Source organism: Paenibacillus sp. 10L310 (assembly GCF_056395745.1).
Map to the genome: position 1 here is coordinate 1,069,300 of NZ_JBFTKC010000001.1, position 20,456 is coordinate 1,089,755.

Annotated in this window: 18 protein-coding genes; all 18 read left to right on the forward strand. The window is 46.5% G+C overall.

What is annotated here, in order from left to right; genetic code table 11:
- Window positions 1-9 precede the first annotated feature (9 nt).
- On the forward strand, window positions 10-369 hold the full coding sequence (gene rbfA / locus AC1DE7_RS05105) for a 30S ribosome-binding factor RbfA (RefSeq protein ID WP_017689140.1): 360 nt from the start codon (window positions 10-12) through the stop codon (window positions 367-369).
- Window positions 370-388: 19 nt separating this feature from the next.
- Window positions 389-1,366: a DHH family phosphoesterase gene (locus tag AC1DE7_RS05110; protein WP_477533843.1), complete on the forward strand. Its 978-nt coding sequence runs from the start codon at window positions 389-391 to the stop codon at window positions 1,364-1,366.
- Complete coding sequence (gene truB, locus AC1DE7_RS05115; RefSeq protein ID WP_477533844.1) at window positions 1,360-2,283, forward strand: tRNA pseudouridine(55) synthase TruB; 924 nt, start codon at window positions 1,360-1,362, stop codon at window positions 2,281-2,283. Before AC1DE7_RS05110 ends, truB begins: the two co-directional genes overlap by 7 nt.
- Window positions 2,284-2,353: 70 nt before the next feature.
- Entirely contained in the window at window positions 2,354-3,292 is a 939-nt protein-coding gene (locus AC1DE7_RS05120) for a bifunctional riboflavin kinase/FAD synthetase (RefSeq protein WP_445253358.1), read from the forward strand.
- Window positions 3,293-3,451: 159 nt separating this feature from the next.
- Window positions 3,452-3,721 (forward strand): 30S ribosomal protein S15, encoded by a 270-nt coding sequence (gene rpsO, locus AC1DE7_RS05125; protein WP_036609297.1) that lies wholly within the window; start codon window positions 3,452-3,454, stop codon window positions 3,719-3,721.
- A 259-nt stretch (window positions 3,722-3,980) separates the two neighbouring features.
- A complete protein-coding gene (gene pnp / locus AC1DE7_RS05130) occupies window positions 3,981-6,083 on the forward strand; it encodes a polyribonucleotide nucleotidyltransferase (protein WP_101313440.1) in 2,103 nt (700 codons plus the stop codon).
- Between the two features lie 175 nt (window positions 6,084-6,258).
- Window positions 6,259-7,254 carry a polysaccharide deacetylase family protein gene (locus AC1DE7_RS05135; RefSeq protein ID WP_127543747.1) on the forward strand — a complete coding sequence of 332 codons (996 nt, stop codon included), beginning with the start codon at window positions 6,259-6,261 and terminating at the stop codon, window positions 7,252-7,254.
- 99 nt (window positions 7,255-7,353) lie between these two features.
- The gene (locus AC1DE7_RS05140; RefSeq protein ID WP_036670399.1) at window positions 7,354-8,637 is read left to right on the forward strand and encodes a M16 family metallopeptidase; all 1,284 of its coding nucleotides are present in this window, start codon (window positions 7,354-7,356) and stop codon (window positions 8,635-8,637) included.
- A complete protein-coding gene (gene dut / locus AC1DE7_RS05145; protein WP_017689132.1) occupies window positions 8,597-9,043 on the forward strand; it encodes a dUTP diphosphatase in 447 nt (148 codons plus the stop codon). Before AC1DE7_RS05140 ends, dut begins: the two co-directional genes overlap by 41 nt.
- A 157-nt stretch (window positions 9,044-9,200) precedes the next feature.
- Window positions 9,201-10,100, forward strand: coding sequence for a dipicolinate synthase subunit DpsA (gene dpsA / locus AC1DE7_RS05150; protein WP_127543745.1), 900 nt, complete (start codon window positions 9,201-9,203; stop codon window positions 10,098-10,100).
- Window positions 10,097-10,693: a dipicolinate synthase subunit B gene (locus AC1DE7_RS05155; protein ID WP_477533845.1), complete on the forward strand. Its 597-nt coding sequence runs from the start codon at window positions 10,097-10,099 to the stop codon at window positions 10,691-10,693. Before dpsA ends, AC1DE7_RS05155 begins: the two co-directional genes overlap by 4 nt.
- Window positions 10,694-11,071: 378 nt before the next feature.
- Window positions 11,072-12,289, forward strand: a complete 1,218-nt coding sequence (gene dapG, locus AC1DE7_RS05160; protein ID WP_017689129.1) for an aspartate kinase — start codon at window positions 11,072-11,074, stop codon at window positions 12,287-12,289.
- Between the two features lie 47 nt (window positions 12,290-12,336).
- The gene (dapA, locus tag AC1DE7_RS05165; RefSeq protein WP_036670403.1) at window positions 12,337-13,215 is read left to right on the forward strand and encodes a 4-hydroxy-tetrahydrodipicolinate synthase; all 879 of its coding nucleotides are present in this window, start codon (window positions 12,337-12,339) and stop codon (window positions 13,213-13,215) included.
- A 476-nt stretch (window positions 13,216-13,691) separates the two neighbouring features.
- Complete coding sequence (locus AC1DE7_RS05170) at window positions 13,692-15,371, forward strand: ribonuclease J (protein ID WP_036609284.1); 1,680 nt, start codon at window positions 13,692-13,694, stop codon at window positions 15,369-15,371.
- A 221-nt stretch (window positions 15,372-15,592) separates the two neighbouring features.
- Window positions 15,593-16,366 carry a ClpP family protease gene (locus AC1DE7_RS05175; protein ID WP_477533846.1) on the forward strand — a complete coding sequence of 258 codons (774 nt, stop codon included), beginning with the start codon at window positions 15,593-15,595 and terminating at the stop codon, window positions 16,364-16,366.
- Window positions 16,363-16,593 (forward strand): YlzJ-like family protein, encoded by a 231-nt coding sequence (locus tag AC1DE7_RS05180; protein WP_282321898.1) that lies wholly within the window; start codon window positions 16,363-16,365, stop codon window positions 16,591-16,593. Before AC1DE7_RS05175 ends, AC1DE7_RS05180 begins: the two co-directional genes overlap by 4 nt.
- Before the next feature lie 90 nt (window positions 16,594-16,683).
- Window positions 16,684-19,422 (forward strand): FtsK/SpoIIIE family DNA translocase, encoded by a 2,739-nt coding sequence (locus AC1DE7_RS05185; RefSeq protein ID WP_477533847.1) that lies wholly within the window; start codon window positions 16,684-16,686, stop codon window positions 19,420-19,422.
- Between the two features lie 195 nt (window positions 19,423-19,617).
- A complete protein-coding gene (gene sleB, locus AC1DE7_RS05190; RefSeq protein ID WP_036670407.1) occupies window positions 19,618-20,445 on the forward strand; it encodes a spore cortex-lytic enzyme in 828 nt (275 codons plus the stop codon).
- The last annotated feature ends 11 nt before the right edge of the window (window positions 20,446-20,456 follow it).

Sequence of the window (20,456 nt, forward strand, 5' to 3'; positions counted from 1 at the left end):
TGAACAACGATGGCTAAGATTCGTACAGGTAGAGTGGGCGAGCAGATCAAGAAAGAAATAAGTCTGCTCATCCAGTCTGAACTGAAAGATCCACGTATCGGCTTTATTACGGTAACGGGAGTCGAAGTGACAGGAGACTTGTCGCAAGCCAAAGTTTATCTGAGTGTCTTCGGTGAACAGGAACAAAAAGATAACACGCTGAAAGCTCTGGCAAAAGCAAATGGATTTTTGCGTTCCGAGCTGGGCAAACGTATCCGGTTCCGGCATGTTCCCGAGTTGATATTTAAGATTGACGAATCCATTGCTTATGGCAGCCGAATTGAGAAGCTGCTTGGCGATATTGGTTCCGACAAGAACGAATCCCAGTAACAGAATAGAGGAGACGGCAATGCACACTTATGAACAGGCGCTCCAGGCCGGAAAGCAATTTCTGCTGGAGCATGATGATTACCTGGTCGTGTCGCATGTACAGCCGGACGGTGACGCAGTCAGCTCGACGGTAACGGTGGGCTGGCTGCTGTCATGTCTGGGTAAGACATTCACGATGATTAATGAAGGTGAAATCCCCGGGCGAATGCAATTTTTGTGGGAAGCAGGCAACATTGTGAACATGACCGAACAACCACCGCAGCGAAAATATAAAGCTGTTATCTGTGTGGATTGTGCAGACTTTGCCAGAGTAGGTTTGACACGTCATTATTTTGAAGATGATGCTGTTATCTTGAATATTGATCATCACCCTACAAATGACGGTTATGGTACAGTCAACATCATTAAGTCAGATGCTGCTGCTACGGCTGAAATCTTGTTCGATTTTCTTAACCTGTTCCAAGTAACATGGGATCAAGATGTTGCGACGGCAGTTTATACAGGATTGCTTACCGATACAGGTGGATTCCGCTATGCCAACACCAGCCCAAATGTAATGAAAACGGCCTCCAGACTGCTTGAGCATGGCGTGAATGGACCCTATCTCGCCCAGACCTTGTTGGAGCAGGTGACTCTTCCGCAAGTTCGGATTTTGAATCAGGCACTATCAAGCCTGCAGATGACAGATGATGGAAAGATAGCCTGGGTTGTTATTACACCAGATGATATGGTGGCTTGTGGAGCAGCTAATGAAGATCTTGAAGGGGTAGTGAACTATCCGCGCAACATTCAGGGCGTGGAAGTTGGTATCTTTTTCAAAGTCATCAACGGGAATGCAGTCAAGGTTTCTTTGCGTTCAGCTGGTAAAATTGATGTTGCTGCACTAGCACAGACCTTTGGCGGAGGCGGGCATGTGCTCGCAGCCGGATGTCGTCTGGAAGGCAGACTTGATGATATTGTCGCAAAAGTACTGAAGCAGGTGAATTCACAATGGTAAAGCCATTTGAAGGTGTACTTCCGGTATATAAACCGGCGGGTTTTACTTCTCATGATGTTGTAGCCAAAATGCGTCGCATTCTCAAAATGAAGCGCATTGGGCATACGGGCACACTTGACCCACAAGTTACAGGCGTTCTGCCGCTCTGTCTTGGACGGGCGACACGTGTGGTAGAGTACATGCAGGAGCTTCCGAAGGAATATCTGGCTACGCTCAGACTGGGACTGTCTACTGACACAGAGGATATGACAGGGGAAGTCATTGAGCGGGCTGAAACGACTGTGGAAGTAACACAGGAACAGGTTCAACAGGTGCTTGAGCAGTTTCTGGGCACGATCTCACAGGTACCACCCATGTATTCTGCCGTAAAGGTAGACGGCAAACGTCTTTATGAGCTTGCTCGTGAAGGTAAGACGGTAGAGCGTAAGAGCCGTGAGGTTACAGTCTATGAGCTCGAACTTACAGGGATTGAGACTCAGGGTGAGACCACCGATATATCCTTCAGGGCCTTATGTTCAAAAGGTACTTATATTCGGACATTGTGTGTAGACATTGGCCGGCAACTCGGATATCCATCAACCATGGTTCAACTGGAGCGTACGATATCGGCAGGTATCTCTGCAGATCGTTGTCTTCGTATTGAAGAAGTGGAACAACTTATGGCTGACGGGACTTTGGCGGAGGCGCTGATTCCTGTTGACGAGGCTATTGCTTCAATTCCGGCCCATAAGGTTGGAGAAGAACTGACCAAAGGAGCACTGCAAGGTCAGAAACTGTCTGCGCGTCTTCTGGAACCGCCTGTGGAGCAACCTGGTTTGCTGCGGTTGTATGCTCAGGATGGTACGTTTCTGGGGATATTTGAACGGGATGAACTAAAACCAACGGTGAGGGCAGTTAAAGTCTTTTTGCCGGAATAAAGAGGTTTCGGGCTTGGAGTTGTGGTGATGCTCTAGCTTGGCCTATCTAGTGAAATGCAGGTGAATGATTGTGAAAACCGTAATGCTAACCTATCCGCAGACGTTACATTCGACTGAGCTGAGCACACTGCCCCAAGTGCTTGCGATTGGTCAATTCGACGGACTGCATCTCGGACATGCAAGTGTCATTTTATCAGCTGTCCGCATTGCGCGGGAAACGGGCATGCAGGCAGCGGTCATGACCTTTCATCCACATCCGAAGGAAGTTATGCGCAAAGGGGATTACGAGGGTTATTTAACTCCCTTGAGAGATAAAGAAGAGATCTTGGCAGGAATGGGAGTTGATGTACTCTATGTGGTGGAGTTCAATGAAGATTTCTCACGGTTGACGCCGCAACAATTCGTACACGACTTGTTGATTCCTCTTCAGACACGAACAGCGGTGGTGGGTTTTGACTTCCGTTTTGGTCACAAGGGTGCAGGGGATGAACAACTTCTTCGTACTTTGGGAGAAGGAGAGATGACGGTGGAAACCGTTCCTCCTTTCTTGTTGAATGGTGAAAAAGTGAGCAGTTCTCTCATTCGTGGCCTGTTGAAGCGTGGGGAGATGGATGAGGCCAGTCAGTGGCTTGGCCGACCTTACAGCATCAGAGGAACCGTCATTCACGGGGAGAAGCGTGGACGAACGATTGGATTTCCTACAGCCAACCTTGAACTCACGGATCATTACGTTACCCCGTCGAAGGGTGTTTACGCTGTTCGTGTGCAGTATGGCGAACAGGAACTGCATGGCGTAATGAATCTCGGTGTGAAACCTACGTTTCACGAAAGTGGGATGAAACCTACGTTTGAAGTGCACCTGCTTGATTTTGATGGACACTTGTATGACCAGGAACTAAAGGTTGAGCTCGTTCACTATATTCGTGCAGAACGAAAGTTTGACTCCATTGATGCATTAATTAGCCAGATTCGTGAAGATGCATTAACTGCCGGCCGCCTGTTATCTTAAAGGTTCAGGATTAAATGCATGTTTACATTTACTTTAACTAGGCAATTATGATATACTGTACTACGTTGTCGATTGAGGCAACATTAACCTTGGCTTGGTTGCTTGCTCTCACCGGCGGTGACGAGGCTAATGGCGATTATATTGAAGGAGGTGAACAGGATGGCATTGACTCAAGAACGTAAACAACAACTGATCGACGAGCACAAAACTCACGAGTCCGATACAGGATCTCCAGAGGTGCAAGTTGCTATCCTTACGGAAAACATCACAAGTTTGACAAACCACTTGCGTACGCATAAGAAAGACCACCACTCACGTCGTGGACTTTTGAAAATGGTAGGTCAACGTCGTAAGCTTTTGGCTTATGTGAAAAACAAAGATGTTAAACGTTACAGCGCACTGATCGAAAAACTCGGATTGCGTCGTTAATTATCGTACATGTTTTCAAAATCAACCTGGCTGTTATCCGTCATTCTTTTGTCTAAAAGGACAAGCGGAACTTACAGCCGGGTTGTTTTGTAGATGAACATGTTGCCATATATTTGTAGATGGGGCTCCGTGAGGAGCTTTTGTTGTGCAGGTTAGCATGTTGAAAGTTCCATACATAGCTAATGAATGCAGGACAAGCAGGAAATACTGTGAATATGCAGAATCCATTGAATTAGGAACGAATAAAAGGAGGGGTTTCATGGAACAGCGTGTTGAAATGCAGCTTGGTGGAAGAAAACTTACGCTTGAGACCGGGCGTTTGGCCAAGCAGGCTAATGCTGCCGTTAAGGTAACATACGGGGATACCGTGGTATTGTGTACCGTGACAGCATCAAGTGAGCCGAAAGATCTGGACTTTTTCCCATTAACGGTGAACTATGAAGAAAGATTGTACGCCGTAGGTAAAATCCCGGGAGGATTTATTAAACGTGAAGGCAGACCGAGTGAGAAAGCCATTCTTTCAAGCCGTCTGACAGACCGTCCAATTCGTCCTTTGTTCCCGGAAGGCTTCCGGAATGATGTACAAGTTCTGAATATCGTTATGAGTGTGGATCAGGATTGCGAACCGCAAATCGCTGCAATGATTGGTACATCGGCAGCATTGAGCATTTCGGATGTTCCATTCAGCGGACCGATTGGTGGCGTGAAAGTGGGACGTATTGATGGCGAGTTCATCATTAACCCAACGATTGCACAGCTTGAAGTCAGTGATATTGAACTGGTCGTTGCAGGAACCAAAGATGCCATCATGATGGTTGAGGCCGAAGCAAACGAAGTGCCGGAAGAAGTGATGCTCGAAGCAATCATGTTTGGACATGATGAGATCCAAAATATTATTGCTGTAATCGAACAACTTGTGCAAGTTGCTGGAAAAGAAAAAATGGCTGTTAAGTTGCGTACCGTTAATACTGAAGTTAACAGCAGCGTGCGTGAATTCGCCAGCGCTCGTCTGGTCGAAGCGGTTAAAATCGCCGAGAAACATGCTCGTCAAGATGCAATCGATGTAGTGAATGACGAAACCGTTGCTCACTTTGAAGAGAAATATATTGAAAGTCCGGAATTGTTCAAAGACGTGAAGGAAGTTCTGCACGATATCGTCAAAGAAGAAGTGCGTCGTCTGATCACGCATGATAAAGTTCGTCCGGATGGACGTGGACTTGCTGAAATTCGCCCAATTGAATGTGATACATCTCTGCTGCCACGTGCACATGGTACAGGACTGTTTACACGCGGTCAAACGCAAGCACTTAGCGTTTGTACACTGGGTGCATTGGGTGATGTTCAGATTTTGGATGGAATCAGTCTTGAAGAAACGAAACGATTCATGCACCACTATAATTTCCCACCATTCAGCGTAGGTGAAGCGCGTCCATTACGTGCTCCAGGCCGTCGCGAAATCGGACATGGTGCTCTGGGTGAGCGCGCGCTTTCCAAAGTAATTCCTTCCGAAACGGATTTCCCATACACGATTCGTTTGGTATCTGAAGTTCTGGAATCCAACGGTTCATCATCTCAGGCAAGTATCTGTGCCAGCACTTTAGCTATGATGGATGCAGGTGTACCAATCAAAGCTCCAGTTGCGGGTGTAGCTATGGGTCTGATCAAAGATGGAGATCATGTATCCATTCTGAGTGATATTCAAGGTATGGAAGATCACCTCGGTGACATGGACTTTAAAGTAGCTGGAACACCTGAAGGTGTAACTGCAATCCAAATGGACATCAAAATTGCTGGTATTAATCGTCAAATTTTGTCTGATGCATTGGCGCAAGCCAAAGAAGGCCGTATGCACATTTTGGGCAAAATGAACGAAATTTTGAAAACTCCACGTGAGCAGTTATCACAATATGCGCCTAAAATTACAACGATGCATATCAATCCGGACAAAATCCGTGATGTTATTGGTGCAGGTGGTAAAATTATCAATAAAATCATCGAAGAAACCGGTGTTAAAATTGATATTGAACAGGATGGACGTGTCTTTATCGCTTCTTCCAACCAGGAGATGAATGATAAAGCCAAAGCGATTATCGAAGGTATTGTGCGCGAAGTATTGGTCGGCGAGATTTATGTCGGCAAAGTAAAACGCGTAGAAAAATTCGGTGCATTTGTTGAAGTACTTCCGAACAAAGAAGGTCTGGTACACATCTCGCAACTGTCAACTGAACGTGTTGCCAAAGTGGAAGATGTTGTAGCTATCGGTGATTCCATTACGGTAAAAGTAACGGAAATTGACCCACAAGGTCGAATCAACTTGTCCCGTAAAGCAGTTTTGACTGCTGAAGCTCCGGCTCAATCCTAGGATACCGAAGCGACAGGTTATAAATGGATAGATTGAATGAAGAGACAGAATGTGAATTTCTGGCTCTTTTTTTAACGTTTAAATACGTAAAGCAAGGATGAAACCATGGCTTAGCATTCATATTTTTGCCCTTGTCCTCATATGATGGGGACAAAGACGGCGGGAGGATGGAGCTGTGGGAAACCAATCCAAAAAGCTGGCGGCTGTTCTGGCGGGTGTGACTGCGGTCATATTGATCGGACAAGTTGGCAGTGTACGTACATACATTACGGAGATCCGTGATGGGCCAGGTACGCAAAATGCTTTTGACATGTTTAAGGAGGCAACTGGAGAAGATGCGCTGTTGTCTGCGATTCGGGATAAAGCGGCTGAAACGAAAATTGCTCCGGTAAATGCCAGAGTGGATCGGGTATGGAAAGCGATTCCTGGTTATAATGGCATGGAGATTGATGTGGAAGCGACATACCGTAAGGCGCTGAGTGGAACGTTGAATACCAAAATAGCGTATGTCTACCGTCAGATTGAGCCGGAGATCCAGCTTAAGGATTTGGGTGCACATCCGATCTATCGGGGGAATGCAAACAAACCGATGGTTTCTTTTATGATTAATGTGGCCTGGGGGAACGAATACATCAAACCGATGCTGGATACGCTCGATGCCGAGAAAGTGAAGGCTACTTTTTTTCTGGATGGAAGTTGGTTAAGCAAAAATGTTGAACTGGCCAAAGAAATTCAGAAGCGTGGGCATGAGATGTCCAACCATGCATATTCTCACCCTAATATGAGTCGATTGAGCGCAGAACGGGCCAAGCTGGAAATTAGCAAAACCCAGGATCTGCTCCATAAAACACTGGGCGTAGAGAATCGTTGGTTTGCTCCGCCATCCGGTGACTTTAATCAGAAGACCGTTGACATTGCTTCATCCATGGGACTGCACACCGTGTTATGGACAGTAGATACTGTGGATTGGCGTAAGCCAAGCCCGGATGCCGTTGTTGCCAAAATTGCTAAAAATACCGAGGCTGGAACGTTAATTCTAATGCACCCTACAGCTGCTTCTTCGGGAGCTTTAAAGGGCATGATTCAATCCATACGGGCCAAAGGTTTGGTGCTCGGAACAGTAAGTGAGACGCTGTCTTCGGAACGTGTAAATACGTCTGCGGTTGAGTGAACGTTGTTTTTTTGTTAATATCAAACAGTTGGAACCAAATGTCGATTTCAATTTTAAGGTTGAGATCAAGGCAATTATAGAGATGTAGGAGGGCCAACCATGAAAAAAATTCAGCTGGGCAATGGCCTCAGAGTTGTCATGGAACAGATACCGACCTGCCGTTCTGTGTCTTTCGGAATATGGGTCAAGACAGGTTCGCGCAATGAGCAACCTGCAAGTAACGGAGTATCACATTTTATTGAACACATGTTATTCAAGGGAACAGATCGTTATGATGCCAAGGCGATTGCGGAGCAGTTCGATGCGATTGGCGGTAACGTGAATGCATTCACTTCCAAAGAATATACGTGTTATTATGCTAAAGTGTTGGATGAACATTTGCCGATTGCGGTTGATGTATTGTCTGATATGTTTTTCCGCTCCAAAATGGATGATGGTGAATTGATCAAGGAGAAAAACGTCATTCTGGAAGAAATCTCGATGTATGAAGATACGCCTGATGATATGGTTCATGATCTGATGGCCTTGGCCGCCTATGGTGAGCATCCACTCGCATACCCAATCCTGGGTACGGAAGAACGTCTCAAAGCGATGGATTCCAGCCATCTGCGTGCATATATGAAGGAGCACTACACGATTGAGAACACGGTCATTAGTATCGCGGGTAATATTGATGACAGTGTAATCGATCTGATGGAGAAACATTTTGGTGCTTTTGATGTAAATGGAGTATCGGAAGCAGTCACGATGCCAGCCTTCCAAAGCGGACAGCTCTTTCACAAAAAGAAAACGGAACAGAATCATATCTGTATCTCGTTCCCGGGCTGTAAAATCGGAGATCCGTTGCAATTCGCTATGGTTGTTCTGAATAACGCCATTGGTGGAGGCATGAGCTCCAGGCTGTTCCAGGAAATTCGTGAGAAACGGGGTCTTGCGTACTCCGTGTATTCCTATCATAGCTCTCATGCGGACAGCGGACTTTTCACGATATACGCAGGTACAGCACCGAAACAGACCAAAGAAGTGCTCGATCTGACCAAAGAGGTTCTACGCGACCTGGCTGTTAACGGCTTGTCCGAAGATGAACTTCGTAAAGGAAAAGAACAGCTGAAAGGCAGCTTGATTCTAAGCTTGGAAAGCACAGGCAGTCGCATGAATCGTCTGGGTAAAAACGAGCTCATGCTGGGCAGACACCATACACTGGATGAGATGATTGCCAAAATTGAGCAAGTTACCATGGACGATATTAACGCGGTACTAGATCTGATGTTTGCTGAACCTTTTGCACTTGCTATGGTTGGCGCTTCAGATAAGACGATCGCTGGATTGAGAAGGGATGATTTTGTTGCATTACGTTCAAATACAGAAACTGCCGGGCAATGAAGATATTAAACTGCCTCAAAAAATGTCGGAGCTGGCATCCGGCTTTGATGTAGTAGCTGCACTTCAGGAAGACGTTGTATTGCAGCCGGGTCAGCGTACGCTGATTCCTACCGGACTTGCGATGGCAATGCCAGCTGGATTGGAAGCACAGATCCGTCCTCGGAGCGGACTGGCTTTCAAACATGGTATTACCTGCCTCAATACACCGGGGACCATTGATGCGGATTATCGCGGAGAAGTTAAAGTTCTGTTGATTAATCTGGGTCAGGAACCGTTCACGATTGTACGGGGAGAGCGCATCGCACAGATCGTCTTCCAGACCGTGCCTGCGGTTGAATTGACGGAAGTGAATGAACTTTCGGAAACGGTACGTGGAGAAGGCGGATTCGGTCATACCGGGAAATAAGTAGCGTAAATATACTCATTCTTTAGAGTCGTCCCTGACAGGGGCGGCTCTTTTTTACATTTGAGAAACGGACGGTGGAATGCAATTATTGTTTTCACCCCCCTGTGGGCCCCTGCATACGATAAGGCATACATGTGGTGAAAGGAGTGACGTCCCGATGCTGACCGGAGTCCGGATTGTAGTCCTGGGCGGAGATGCGCGGCAGCTTGAAGTCATTCAAAAGTGCGCTGAGCTGGATGCAACGGTAAGTGTGGTGGGTTTCGATAAAATAGAGCGTTCCATTCCAGGGATCGAGCACCAGGAACTGGAGGATGAAGTGTTTGCTTCCGCAGATGTACTCGTACTGCCTGTTGTCGGTTGTGATGAGCAGGGAAAAGTAAGTACTTCATTTAGTGACACACCGATCTATCTGAAAAAGGAACATATTGCAGCATTACCAGAGCATTGTATTGTGTTCACGGGTATGGCAAAGCCATTCTTGCGCGAACTTTGTCTTGAAAATGGGCTGCGGCTTGTTGAAGTACTTGATCGTGATGATATTGCACTTTATAACTCTATTCCAACAGCTGAGGGAGCCATCGCCATAGCTATTCGGGAGACGGACTTCACAATCCATGGTTCGGAATGCATTGTGCTTGGCATTGGTCGAACAGGATTCACAATGGCCAAAACACTGCAGGGACTTGGAGCAAATGTACGGGTGGGAATCAGGCGGGAAGAGGATGTTGCCCGCGCTACAATAATGGGCTGGAAGCCTTTCATGACAACGGATTTGGCCGCTCAGACCGGGGAAGTTGACTTGCTTTTTAATACGATACCGACTATGATAATCACAGCACAAATCCTGTCCAGAATGCCGCAAAAGGCTGTCATTATCGACCTCGCATCCGCTCCTGGCGGCTGTGATTTCAGGTATGCCGACAAACGCGGTATTAAAGCGCTACTTGCGCCAGGCCTCCCCGGCATTGTTGCTCCCAAAACGGCTGGCGGCATTATTGCCGACGCGTTGATCCGTTTGCTTTTGGAAGAACAGAACGCACGGGAGGTTAAATCATGAACTGGCAGGGAAAAACGGTAGGTTATGCAATTACGGGTTCTCATTGTACGTTTGAAGAGGTTATGCCGGTAATTGGCCGCTTCGTAGCTGAAGGTGCCAACGTCATTCCAATTATTTCGAATTCGGTTCTGACGACGGACACACGCTTTGGTACGGCGCAAAATTGGCAAAAACAGTTGAAAGATATAACAGGTAATGATATCATTTCTACAATTGTTGAAGCGGAGCCATTAGGGCCTTCCAAGCTGCTTGATGTGCTGGTTATTGCTCCATGCACAGGGAATACAACAAGCAAGCTGGCTAATGCGATGACCGACAGTCCAGTGCTAATGGCAGCCAAAGCGCAGATGCGCAATCAGCGTCCACTTGTGCTCGCGATTTCCACGAATGACGGTCTGGGCTTGAATGCTGCGAATATCGCCAAATTGCTCGTGGCTAAATATTTGTATTTTGTGCCATTTGGGCAGGACGATCCAGTGAAAAAACCAAACTCGTTAGTCGCCAAAATGGAATTGATTCCAGAGGCTTGCTGGAGTGCTCTTGAAGGCAAACAGTTGCAGCCGATGATTGTGGAGCGTTCTTCACAGGCTTGATGGAACAATGATTTAGTGACAACGTTTATGCGCTTGGAGAAATGAAGAAGGGTTCGAGAGACAAAGAAAATCATGGGGGACAATATGCTGGATTCAACAGCTACTATGTCCACGTTCCTGTCTATAAGGCATTCCTGCTTGCGGGCAGTACAGGTTAAGCAAGCGGGAGAGGTCTATTGTGAATGTATGCATCATGACCTCGATAACAACCGCGACCTTTGATTTGCAATTGTCCCAGACAATTACAAAAAAATAAGGAGCGGCATGGAATGCCGTATAAAATGCTGAAATTATCGCATCAGAACGCTCCCTAGAGTGATCCATTTGTTGATTTGACCCGTGTCCAGTCTTCTTGCGTACACAAATGGAGGAATAAAGATGCGTATCATGGTACAGAAATTCGGAGGCACGTCTCTCTCCACTGTTCAGGCGAGAGAGCATGTGCTCCGTCATGTTAAACGTGAACTTGAAGCAGGATTGAGTCTGGTCATCGTTGTGTCTGCGATGGGGCGCCGCGGCGAGCCATATGCGACCGATACGTTGCTGGACTGGGCTGCACAGAACGGAAACGCACTATCCGCACGCGAAAAGGATTTACTGCTGTGCTGTGGTGAAATCATATCGGCGACAACGTTGAGCAGTTTACTCGAACATGAAGGCATTCCAACTACAGTGCTGACCGGTGCACAAGCAGGTTTTGTGACGGACGACAATTTCGGGAATGCCCGGATATTGGATGTCCGTCCTGTTCGTGTGTTGGAGCAGCTTCAGCTTGGCCGTGTCGTTGTTGTAACCGGATTCCAGGGGCAAACAGAGAACGGAGACTTCACGACACTGGGTCGTGGGGGAAGCGATACGTCTGCTACAGCTCTCGGTGCAGCATTACGTGCTGAAATGGTGGATATCTACACAGATGTGAACGGGATACTCACCGCTGATCCGCGAATTGTTGAGGATGCACGTCCACTGACTGTCGTGAGTTATGCAGAGATCTGTAACATGGCCCACCACGGGGCCAAGGTAATCCATCCACGAGCAGTTGAGATTGCGATGCAATCCCAGATTCCAGTGCGGGTAAGATCTACTTTTGCAGACACGGAAGGAACGCTGGTTACGCATCCGGAAGGATTCCAGGATGTGCAGACAGGCATTGTTGACCGTTATGTAACAGGCATCGCCTACGTGAGCAATGTAACGCAAATTACGGTGGATGTGCCTGGTGGTGCAGATCGATTGCAACTAAAAGTGTTCAAAACCATGGCTGAGAATTCAATCAGCGTTGATTTTATTAATGTTACCCCCTCGGGAGTTGTCTATACGGTATTTGACAGTGATTCCGAGAAAGCCATACAGGTATTGCAGGAGATAGGTCTCAAGCCACAAAGTCTGTCCGGTTGTGCCAAAGTGTCCGTCATTGGCGGAGGCATTAATGGTGTACCTGGAATCATGGCTCGAATCGTGGAGTCCTTGACACTGGCAGACATTCAGATCCTGCAATCGGCAGATTCGAATACAACGATCTGGGTACTCGTAAAAAAAGAAGATATGGTTCAGGCCCTGAGGGCACTTCACGCCTCATTCGAACTTCATTTGTAAATAACTGAAGTTAGAGGAGCCAAACCTGTTTTGAAGGAGGAATCGAATTGGACTTTGGAAGATTGATTACAGCAATGGTCACTCCGTTCAATGAACAAGGAGAGATTCATTGGGAGGAAACGGCACGGCTAATCGACTATCTGATTGTAGATCAAAAGTCGGAGACGCTTGTGGTTTCTGGAACAACAGGGGAGTCTCCAACACTTAGTGATACTGAGAAAGTTCAATTATTCGAATTTGCAGTGAAACATGCGGCCGGTCGGTGCAAAATTATAGCCGGAACAGGAAGCAATAACACGGCACATTCCATCCATTTGACACAGGAAGCTGAACGTGCCGGAGTGGATGGCATTTTGTTGGTTGTTCCGTATTACAATAAACCTAGCCAAGAAGGTTTGTTCAAACATTTTGAAGCGATTGCAGGCTCCACCAAGCTGCCAATTATGCTTTACAACGTGCCTGGGCGTACAGTAACCAGCCTGTCAGCAGAGACAACGCTTCGTCTTGCACAGATTCCTAACATCGTCGCTACGAAGGAATGTGCGTCTATGGAGCAGGTTACGCTGATTGCAGCAAGTGCTCCAGAAAATTTCAGAGTTTATTCCGGTGATGATGCTTCAGGCTTACCAGCGATTGCGGTTGGAGCACATGGAATTGTCAGCGTGGCCAGTCATGTCGTAGGGGCAGAAATGAAGAAAATGATTGACGCCTTCTATGGCGGAGCACCTCTTCAGGCTGCTCAGATTCATCAGCAGTTGTTCCCGGTGTTCAAAGGCCTGTTTGAGTGTCCACAGCCTCTACCAAACCCCGTAGCGGTGAAATATGCGCTGACATTGCGTGGTCTAGACGTTGGTTCCGTACGGTTGCCCCTTATTCCCCCAACGGAAGAGGAGCAGGTTTATATCAAAGGTTTGCTTAATTTGTAATCATTTTGGTTGTATATGGACTATTTTATTAATCATGGAAATATCCTTCAGATCAGCAAAAGAACCGCTCCTCTTCCTAGAGGCTGCGGTTCTTTTTTTTACGAGTAATGTGAGGTTTCTTTTCCACTGCTAAGGGGAAACCTACAGGTTAACGAGAGAGTGACTTGTTTTTTTTGTTTTTAATCATGTATAATGATGTCAAGTGACTGGGTGCGGTATTTTTTTGAAATTGAAAGCGACATCGCTTCGTGGTGTAGCTTTGCGGTGAAAAAGGAAGGAACGGCTAAGAGGGAATTTCAACTCCAACTTGTTGGTCAAAGGGAATAACTTCGAAGAACTTCTTCCAAATATCGTGAATAAAGGTGTTCTTTTGCATTCATCCCGATAGGTGGGTATGTGATGTATGGACTACTTTTCTTAACTTACAATAAATAATAAGGTACGACGTCCAACTACCATAGGAGGTTTAGATTCATTTGTCTAAGAAAAATAATAACGATAAACTGATGATTTTTGCTTTGGGCGGCGTAGGCGAGATTGGTAAAAACATGTACGTCATCCAATACGCCAACGACATTGTAGTCGTAGATGCTGGTCTTAAATTCCCGGAAGAAGATATGCTTGGTATTGATATTGTCATCCCTGACATTTCTTACCTGACTGAGAACCGTGACAAAGTAAGAGGAATCATCCTTACTCACGGACATGAGGATCACATTGGTGGTCTGCCATATGTTCTCAAACATCTGAATGTTCCTGTATACGGAACAAGACTTACGCTTGGACTTGTAGAAAACAAGTTGAAAGAAGCGAATTTGCTGGGTGATACAAAACGTATTCTGATTGATGCTGATTCCGAGATCCAACTTGGATCTGTTCTGAAAGCATCGTTCTTCGCTACTAACCATAGTATTCCGGATTCTGTTGGTGTATGTGTCGAAACACCGGAAGGTGCAGTTGTTCACACAGGTGACTTCAAATTCGACCATACTCCAGTCAATGGTCAATATGCAGATCTTCAGCGTATGGCACAGATCGGAACAAATGGCGTGTTAGCGCTGTTGTCCGATAGTACAAACGCTGAGAAACCTGGATTCACACCATCGGAGAAAAATGTGGGTATCGTGCTGGAAGATATCTTCCGTAAAGCAAGTCAACGTGTTGTTGTGGCGACATTTGCTTCCAACGTACACCGTATCCAACAGGTGATCAATGCAGCAGAAGTGACTGGACGTAAAGTTGCAGTTATCGGACGCAGCATGGTGAACGTGGTTGGTATTGCTTCAGAACTGGGTTATCTTGAGATTCCGGATGGCATGATCATTGAGCCTGAAGAAGTAGGCAAGATGGCAGCTGATCGTGTCGTGATTCTCTGCACAGGAAGTCAAGGAGAGCCAATGTCAGCACTGACACGTATGGCTCGTTCCACACACCGTAAAGTGGACATCCTGCCAGGTGACACCGTCATTATCGCAGCAACACCGGTTCCAGGTAATGAAAAATATGTAGGCCGTACGATTGATGAACTGTTCCGTCTGGGCGCTAACGTGCATTACAGCGGTGCTAACAGTGGCGTCCACGTATCTGGTCACGGTAGCCAGGAAGAGCTGAAACTGATGCTCAACCTGATGAAACCGAAATTCTTCTTGCCGATTCACGGTGAATTCCGTATGCAGCGTCGCCACGCGGTTCTTGCTGAATCTGTAGGGGTAGAACCTGAGAACATTTTCATCACGGATATCGGTGAAGTGATTGAAATTCAAGGTGGAGCAGCACGTAGAGCAGGTAAAGTTACTGCAGGTAATGTGTTGATCGATGGCTTGGGTGTAGGCGATGTGGGTAACATTGTACTTCGTGACCGCAAATTGTTGTCACAAGATGGTATCCTTGTTGTTGTGGTAACACTGAGCAAACAGGATGGAAAAATTGTTTCCGGTCCTGACATCATCTCTCGCGGATTTGTGTATGTACGTGAATCGGAAGGACTATTGGATGAGGCCAACCGGATCGTTAGCAGCACATTGCAGAAATTGATGAGTGAGAACGTTAACGAGTGGGCTTCACTCAAAACAAATGTTAAAGATGCACTGGGACGCTTCCTGTATGAGCAAACTCGTCGTAGACCGATGATTTTGCCAATCATTATGGAAGTTTAAAATAAGCTAAACAAAAACATATATTCAGGCACACAGTCGCCCCTTCTCTACGAGTAATATTGGACGGTTCCTCGTAGAGAAGGGGCTTTTTTTGCGTTTTCAGGAAGATCTGCAATAAGTCAATACGTGAAGCAATTTGATGCTAGCGGGTATAAGGAGGTTGGAAAAATCCCCATACTAAGGAAATACATTAAATGTTTCTGGAGAAGGGGATTATTGAAATGAATGAACGTATGAATGGCAAGCAGGCATCAAGGTCCAATCAACCGGAAGTTGAAGCGCCGGAAATTCCGATTCAGGAGGAAAAGGCCATCTCTCCCGTGACAGAGACTATTCAGCAATTTGGGCAGACACAGTCGCCAGCAGGTGAATCGAACATCTTCTGTATGACCATTATTGGACAGGTCGAAGGGCATTTGATTTTGCCGCCACAAAACAAAACAACAAAGTATGAACATATCATTCCACAGCTGGTGGCCGCAGAACAGAATCAGCGTATTGAAGGTATTCTGATCATTTTGAACACGGTAGGTGGAGATGTAGAGGCGGGTCTAGCCATTGCAGAGATGATTGCTTCTCTGAGCAAACCTACGGTGACTGTGGTCATTGGAGGCGGGCATAGCATTGGAGTACCGATTGCTGTAGCTTCAACATATTCCCTGATTGCCGGAAGTGCAACGATGACGATCCATCCAATTCGGATGAACGGCCTTGTCATTGGTGTACCTCAAACGTTTGAGTATATGGAGAAAATGCAGGAACGAGTTGTTCGGTTCGTGACTTCTCATTCGAATATCTCTGAAGAGATGTTCAAAGAACTAATGTTTAAGACTGGTGAGTTGAATCGGGATATTGGTACAGCTGTAGGAAGCGCAGATGCAGTGAAACATGGATTAATGGATGCAGTGGGCGGGATTGGACAGGCTATTTCTCAGTTAAATCAGCTCATAGGAGACAAGAGACAGACTCTGCAAGCGGGAGGTTATACCCAATGACATTATATACCGTGATGCCCCCGGAACAACTCTGGTCGGGAATGTGGAAAGATGGCGAAGATACAAAGGAGATCAAAATGAATGGTTTATTGATGCAGGTGAGACCTGTTAATGACAATGAAGCCGTTATTGTACGTTTGCTGGATTGTCCGCTTGAAGCCTATCTCAATCCTGCCAATATGCCGGGTTCGACCATTCCGATTTCAGGTAACTTGGGATCAGCATAACGCGACGAATTCAGACAAATTGAGCAGAAAAAGAACATATGTACGGAATATATTTGTATGGTATAATATTCTTCTGGGGGTGACCTGATTTTGGCCAGAAGAAAAAAGAGGAAAAAAAAGGGCGCTGGTTTTAGTGGCGTTTTAAAATATGAAATTTACGGGATTGTGCTTATTACCCTTGCTGTCATAGCATTATCGGGTGAAGCCACCGTTGGGCGTTCGCTTTCCAAGATGTTCGGACTGATGCTTGGTAAGTTTTATTTTGCGATTCCACTTGTTGGTATTTATTATGGTCTCATGGTGATGATTCACCGGAAATGGCCGAGTGGCTGGACCACACGCAAAACAGGACTGGTATTGCTGGTCTTTGCCTTAACCCTGATGAGCACCGTCTCTGCAATGCACCAGAAGCTCATTCCGGTAGGTGCGCTTGAGCCTGGAGCTGTGATTACACAGGTACATAATGATATGCAAACCGAGTTGCTAACCCCTGCTACGCCAGGCGAGAGGGACTCCATGCTTAACAAGGACATCAGCGGTGGTTATCTTGGAGCTGGACAATTTGTTCTTTTCCTGTGGCTGTTTGGCAGCCTTGGGGCAAGGCTTATCATGATCGTGATGTTTGTCATCAGTTTTATGCTGATTACGAATCTCTCTTATGTAGATCTGATTCGAATATTCAGAACCAAGGTCTGGGATGCCGGAAGTACAATGTACAAGAAGTTGGAGTCCAGAACTGCTACGCGCTCTGCTTCAGTTGCTGATGACAGGAAAAAGGCGAATGCTCGTAAAGTGGTACCTGTTCCTGTTGAAGATGACGAAGACGAGTATGAGGATGAATTAGAGGAACAGCATCTGCCAAAACGAAACTCGCCCATATTCTTCCAACTTTTCGGAAAATGGGGAGCTAAACGGGAACAGGCGACATCAGGACGTGAAATGGATGAGGTCGATTCGGCAGAAACAGAACAGATTGTGTACCGCGCCGAACAAGATCACAATCTAGAGGCGTGGCAGGATGCAACCGAAGACGTAACTAACAAATCAGCTTCATCACGTGTTCCTGTTCAGACTAAACCTAACTCAGCGCCGATCATTCGAGACTTTTTTGAGCATGTCAGAACAGAAGAGGCAAGCATTGAAGATGATCTGGACGATGCTTATCCTTTCCCGGATAATCTGGCCGATCCAAACGTAGTACAACAGGGCGAGCATACCATTAAAATAACGGATGAACTGGTAGAGACAGAGTGGTCTGCATCCGATGCGGGTACAAACGCGATGAATGCTGTGGAAGAGATTCAGAGTGGAGAAGAAGTACCTAATGATGCAATGCAGGGAACAGATACTCCAACTCCTGAAGGGCAGGACACACAACCGGTGAAACCACCACCGCCACCTCCTAAGCCGTACAAGCTGCCATCATTCCGTCTACTTGCCAAGCCAAACAATGGGGGCAAGGCGGGTGACCAGAAGGATTATATGCAAACAGCACGTAAGCTGGAAGCCACACTGGAAAGCTTCGGTGTTCGTGCCAAAGTACTTGAAGTGGTTCGGGGTCCTGCCGTTACAAGATATGAAATTCAACCTGACATTGGCGTCAAGGTCAGCAGAATTGTCAGCCTAACTGATGATATCGCGTTGGCTCTGGCGGCAAAAGATATTCGGATGGAAGCACCGATCCCCGGAAAGTCTGCTATTGGTATCGAAGTACCTAATGGTGAAGTATCGGTTGTAACGATGCGTGAAGTAATGGAGACAGCAACGTTCCAGGATGCAGAATCCAAAGTGACCATTGCATTTGGCCGAGATATCTCGGGACAGACGATTATTGGTAACTTGGCTCGTATGCCCCATTTGCTCGTTGCGGGAGCTACAGGTTCAGGTAAGTCGGTGTGTATTAACGGAATTATTACCAGCATATTGTACAAAGCCAAGCCAGATGAAGTGAAGTTCCTGATGGTCGATCCCAAGATGGTTGAGTTGAACGTATATAACGGGATTCCCCATTTGCTGGCACCGGTAGTAACTGATCCTAAGAGAGCGTCACTTGCTCTCAAAAAGATTGTGGTTGAGATGGAGAAACGATATGAACTGTTCTCCAAATCAGGCACTCGTAACGTTGAAGGTTACAATAATCTGATGAAAGATAATCCTGCGGCTGTTCTGCCTTATATTGTTGTCATTGTGGATGAGCTTGCAGATCTCATGATGGTTGCAGCCGGAGATGTTGAAGATGCGATTGCTCGGCTTGCCCAGATGGCTCGTGCAGCTGGTATCCATCTGATTATTGCTACACAGCGGCCTTCTGTGGATGTTATTACTGGCGTAATCAAAGCCAACATACCTTCTCGTATCGCCTTCGGTGTATCCTCACAGGTGGATTCTCGAACCATTCTGGATATGGGTGGGGCCGAGAAACTGTTGGGTCGCGGAGACATGTTATTCATGCCAATGGGCGCATCGAAACCGGTTCGTGTACAAGGTGCTTTTATGAGTGATGAAGAAGTGGAAAATATTGTTAATTATGTACGTGGTCAAGGTGAAGCACAGTATGATGAGTCCCTTGTACCTGAGGTGGACGACTCTATCCAGGCTGAAGATGAAGTACAGGACGAGTTATACGAAAAGGCAGTACAGATTATTCTGGAGGCCAAGCAAGCGTCTGTTTCTCTGCTACAACGTCGAATGCGAGTAGGATACACCCGTGCCGCACGTTTGATTGACTCCATGGAATCCCGGGGCGTGATTGGTCCTTACGAGGGTAGCAAACCACGGGAAGTGTTGGTCTCGCTTGAAGAGTACCAACAAAACAAAATAAGCTCGTAGCTTGTAATGCACATGAATATTCAGGCGATTCGAGCCCTCAACCTTAATGGTTGGGGGCTTTTTTCATACAATTTGACTGAAGTTTTACCATGATGTCCAATGATCGGATGATTTGGTGCATAGGAAGCAAGCAGGCTTGTCATAATAACCTTAGCGATTCTGTTAATCCCACAAGAGAAAGGTAGAGCACAGTCGATGCGAAAAATGAACATATGGCTTTTCACTGCTATTTTGCTGATGTCCGCATTGGGAATCCGTTATTTGCTTCCTGAGAATGCAGCAACCGAAAGTTCGAATCAAAGCACATCACAAGTTGAAGAGAAAGCCTTGCCTACTTTCAGCAGCAACGCTGTGAAATATGGAAGTTACGGTCAGGATGTGTATGAGCTTCAAGGCCGCCTCAAGTATTTGGGATTTTACAATGGTAAAATCGATAGCAATTTTGGCAACAGCACGCTGAAATCCGTCAAATGGTTTCAATCCGAATTTGGTATGAAAGCCGATGGTGTCGTTGGAGCTGAAACCAAACTGAAATTGTACAATGCGTCAACCAAATGGTCGCCAACAGAGCCGCCGCTACACAAGGAATCCTCAGGTGGAGGTGGAGGTAGCAACAATACGGCAGATAAAGAGCAAGACAATATGGGATCTGCCAATGCCCTTGGTCTCTCAGAGAATGAACTCAAGATTATGGCTAACGCTGTATATGGTGAAGCCCGGGGTGAACCGTTTGAAGGTCAAGTCGCAGTAGCAGCAGTAATTATGAATCGCGTGAAATCACCAAGCTTTCCAAATACGCCTTCTGGCGTGATCTTTCAACCAGGTGCATTTACGGCTGTAGCGGACGGGCAGATCTATCTGGAACCAAACGCACAAGCCAAAAAGGCAGTTGAGCAGGCCCTGAATGGATGGGATCCGTCCGGTGGATGTCTCTATTATTTTAACCCGAAGACAGCAACATCCAAATGGATCTGGACCCGCCCACAAGTGAAAACAATCGGACAGCATATCTTTTGTATGTGATGATGTTGGAA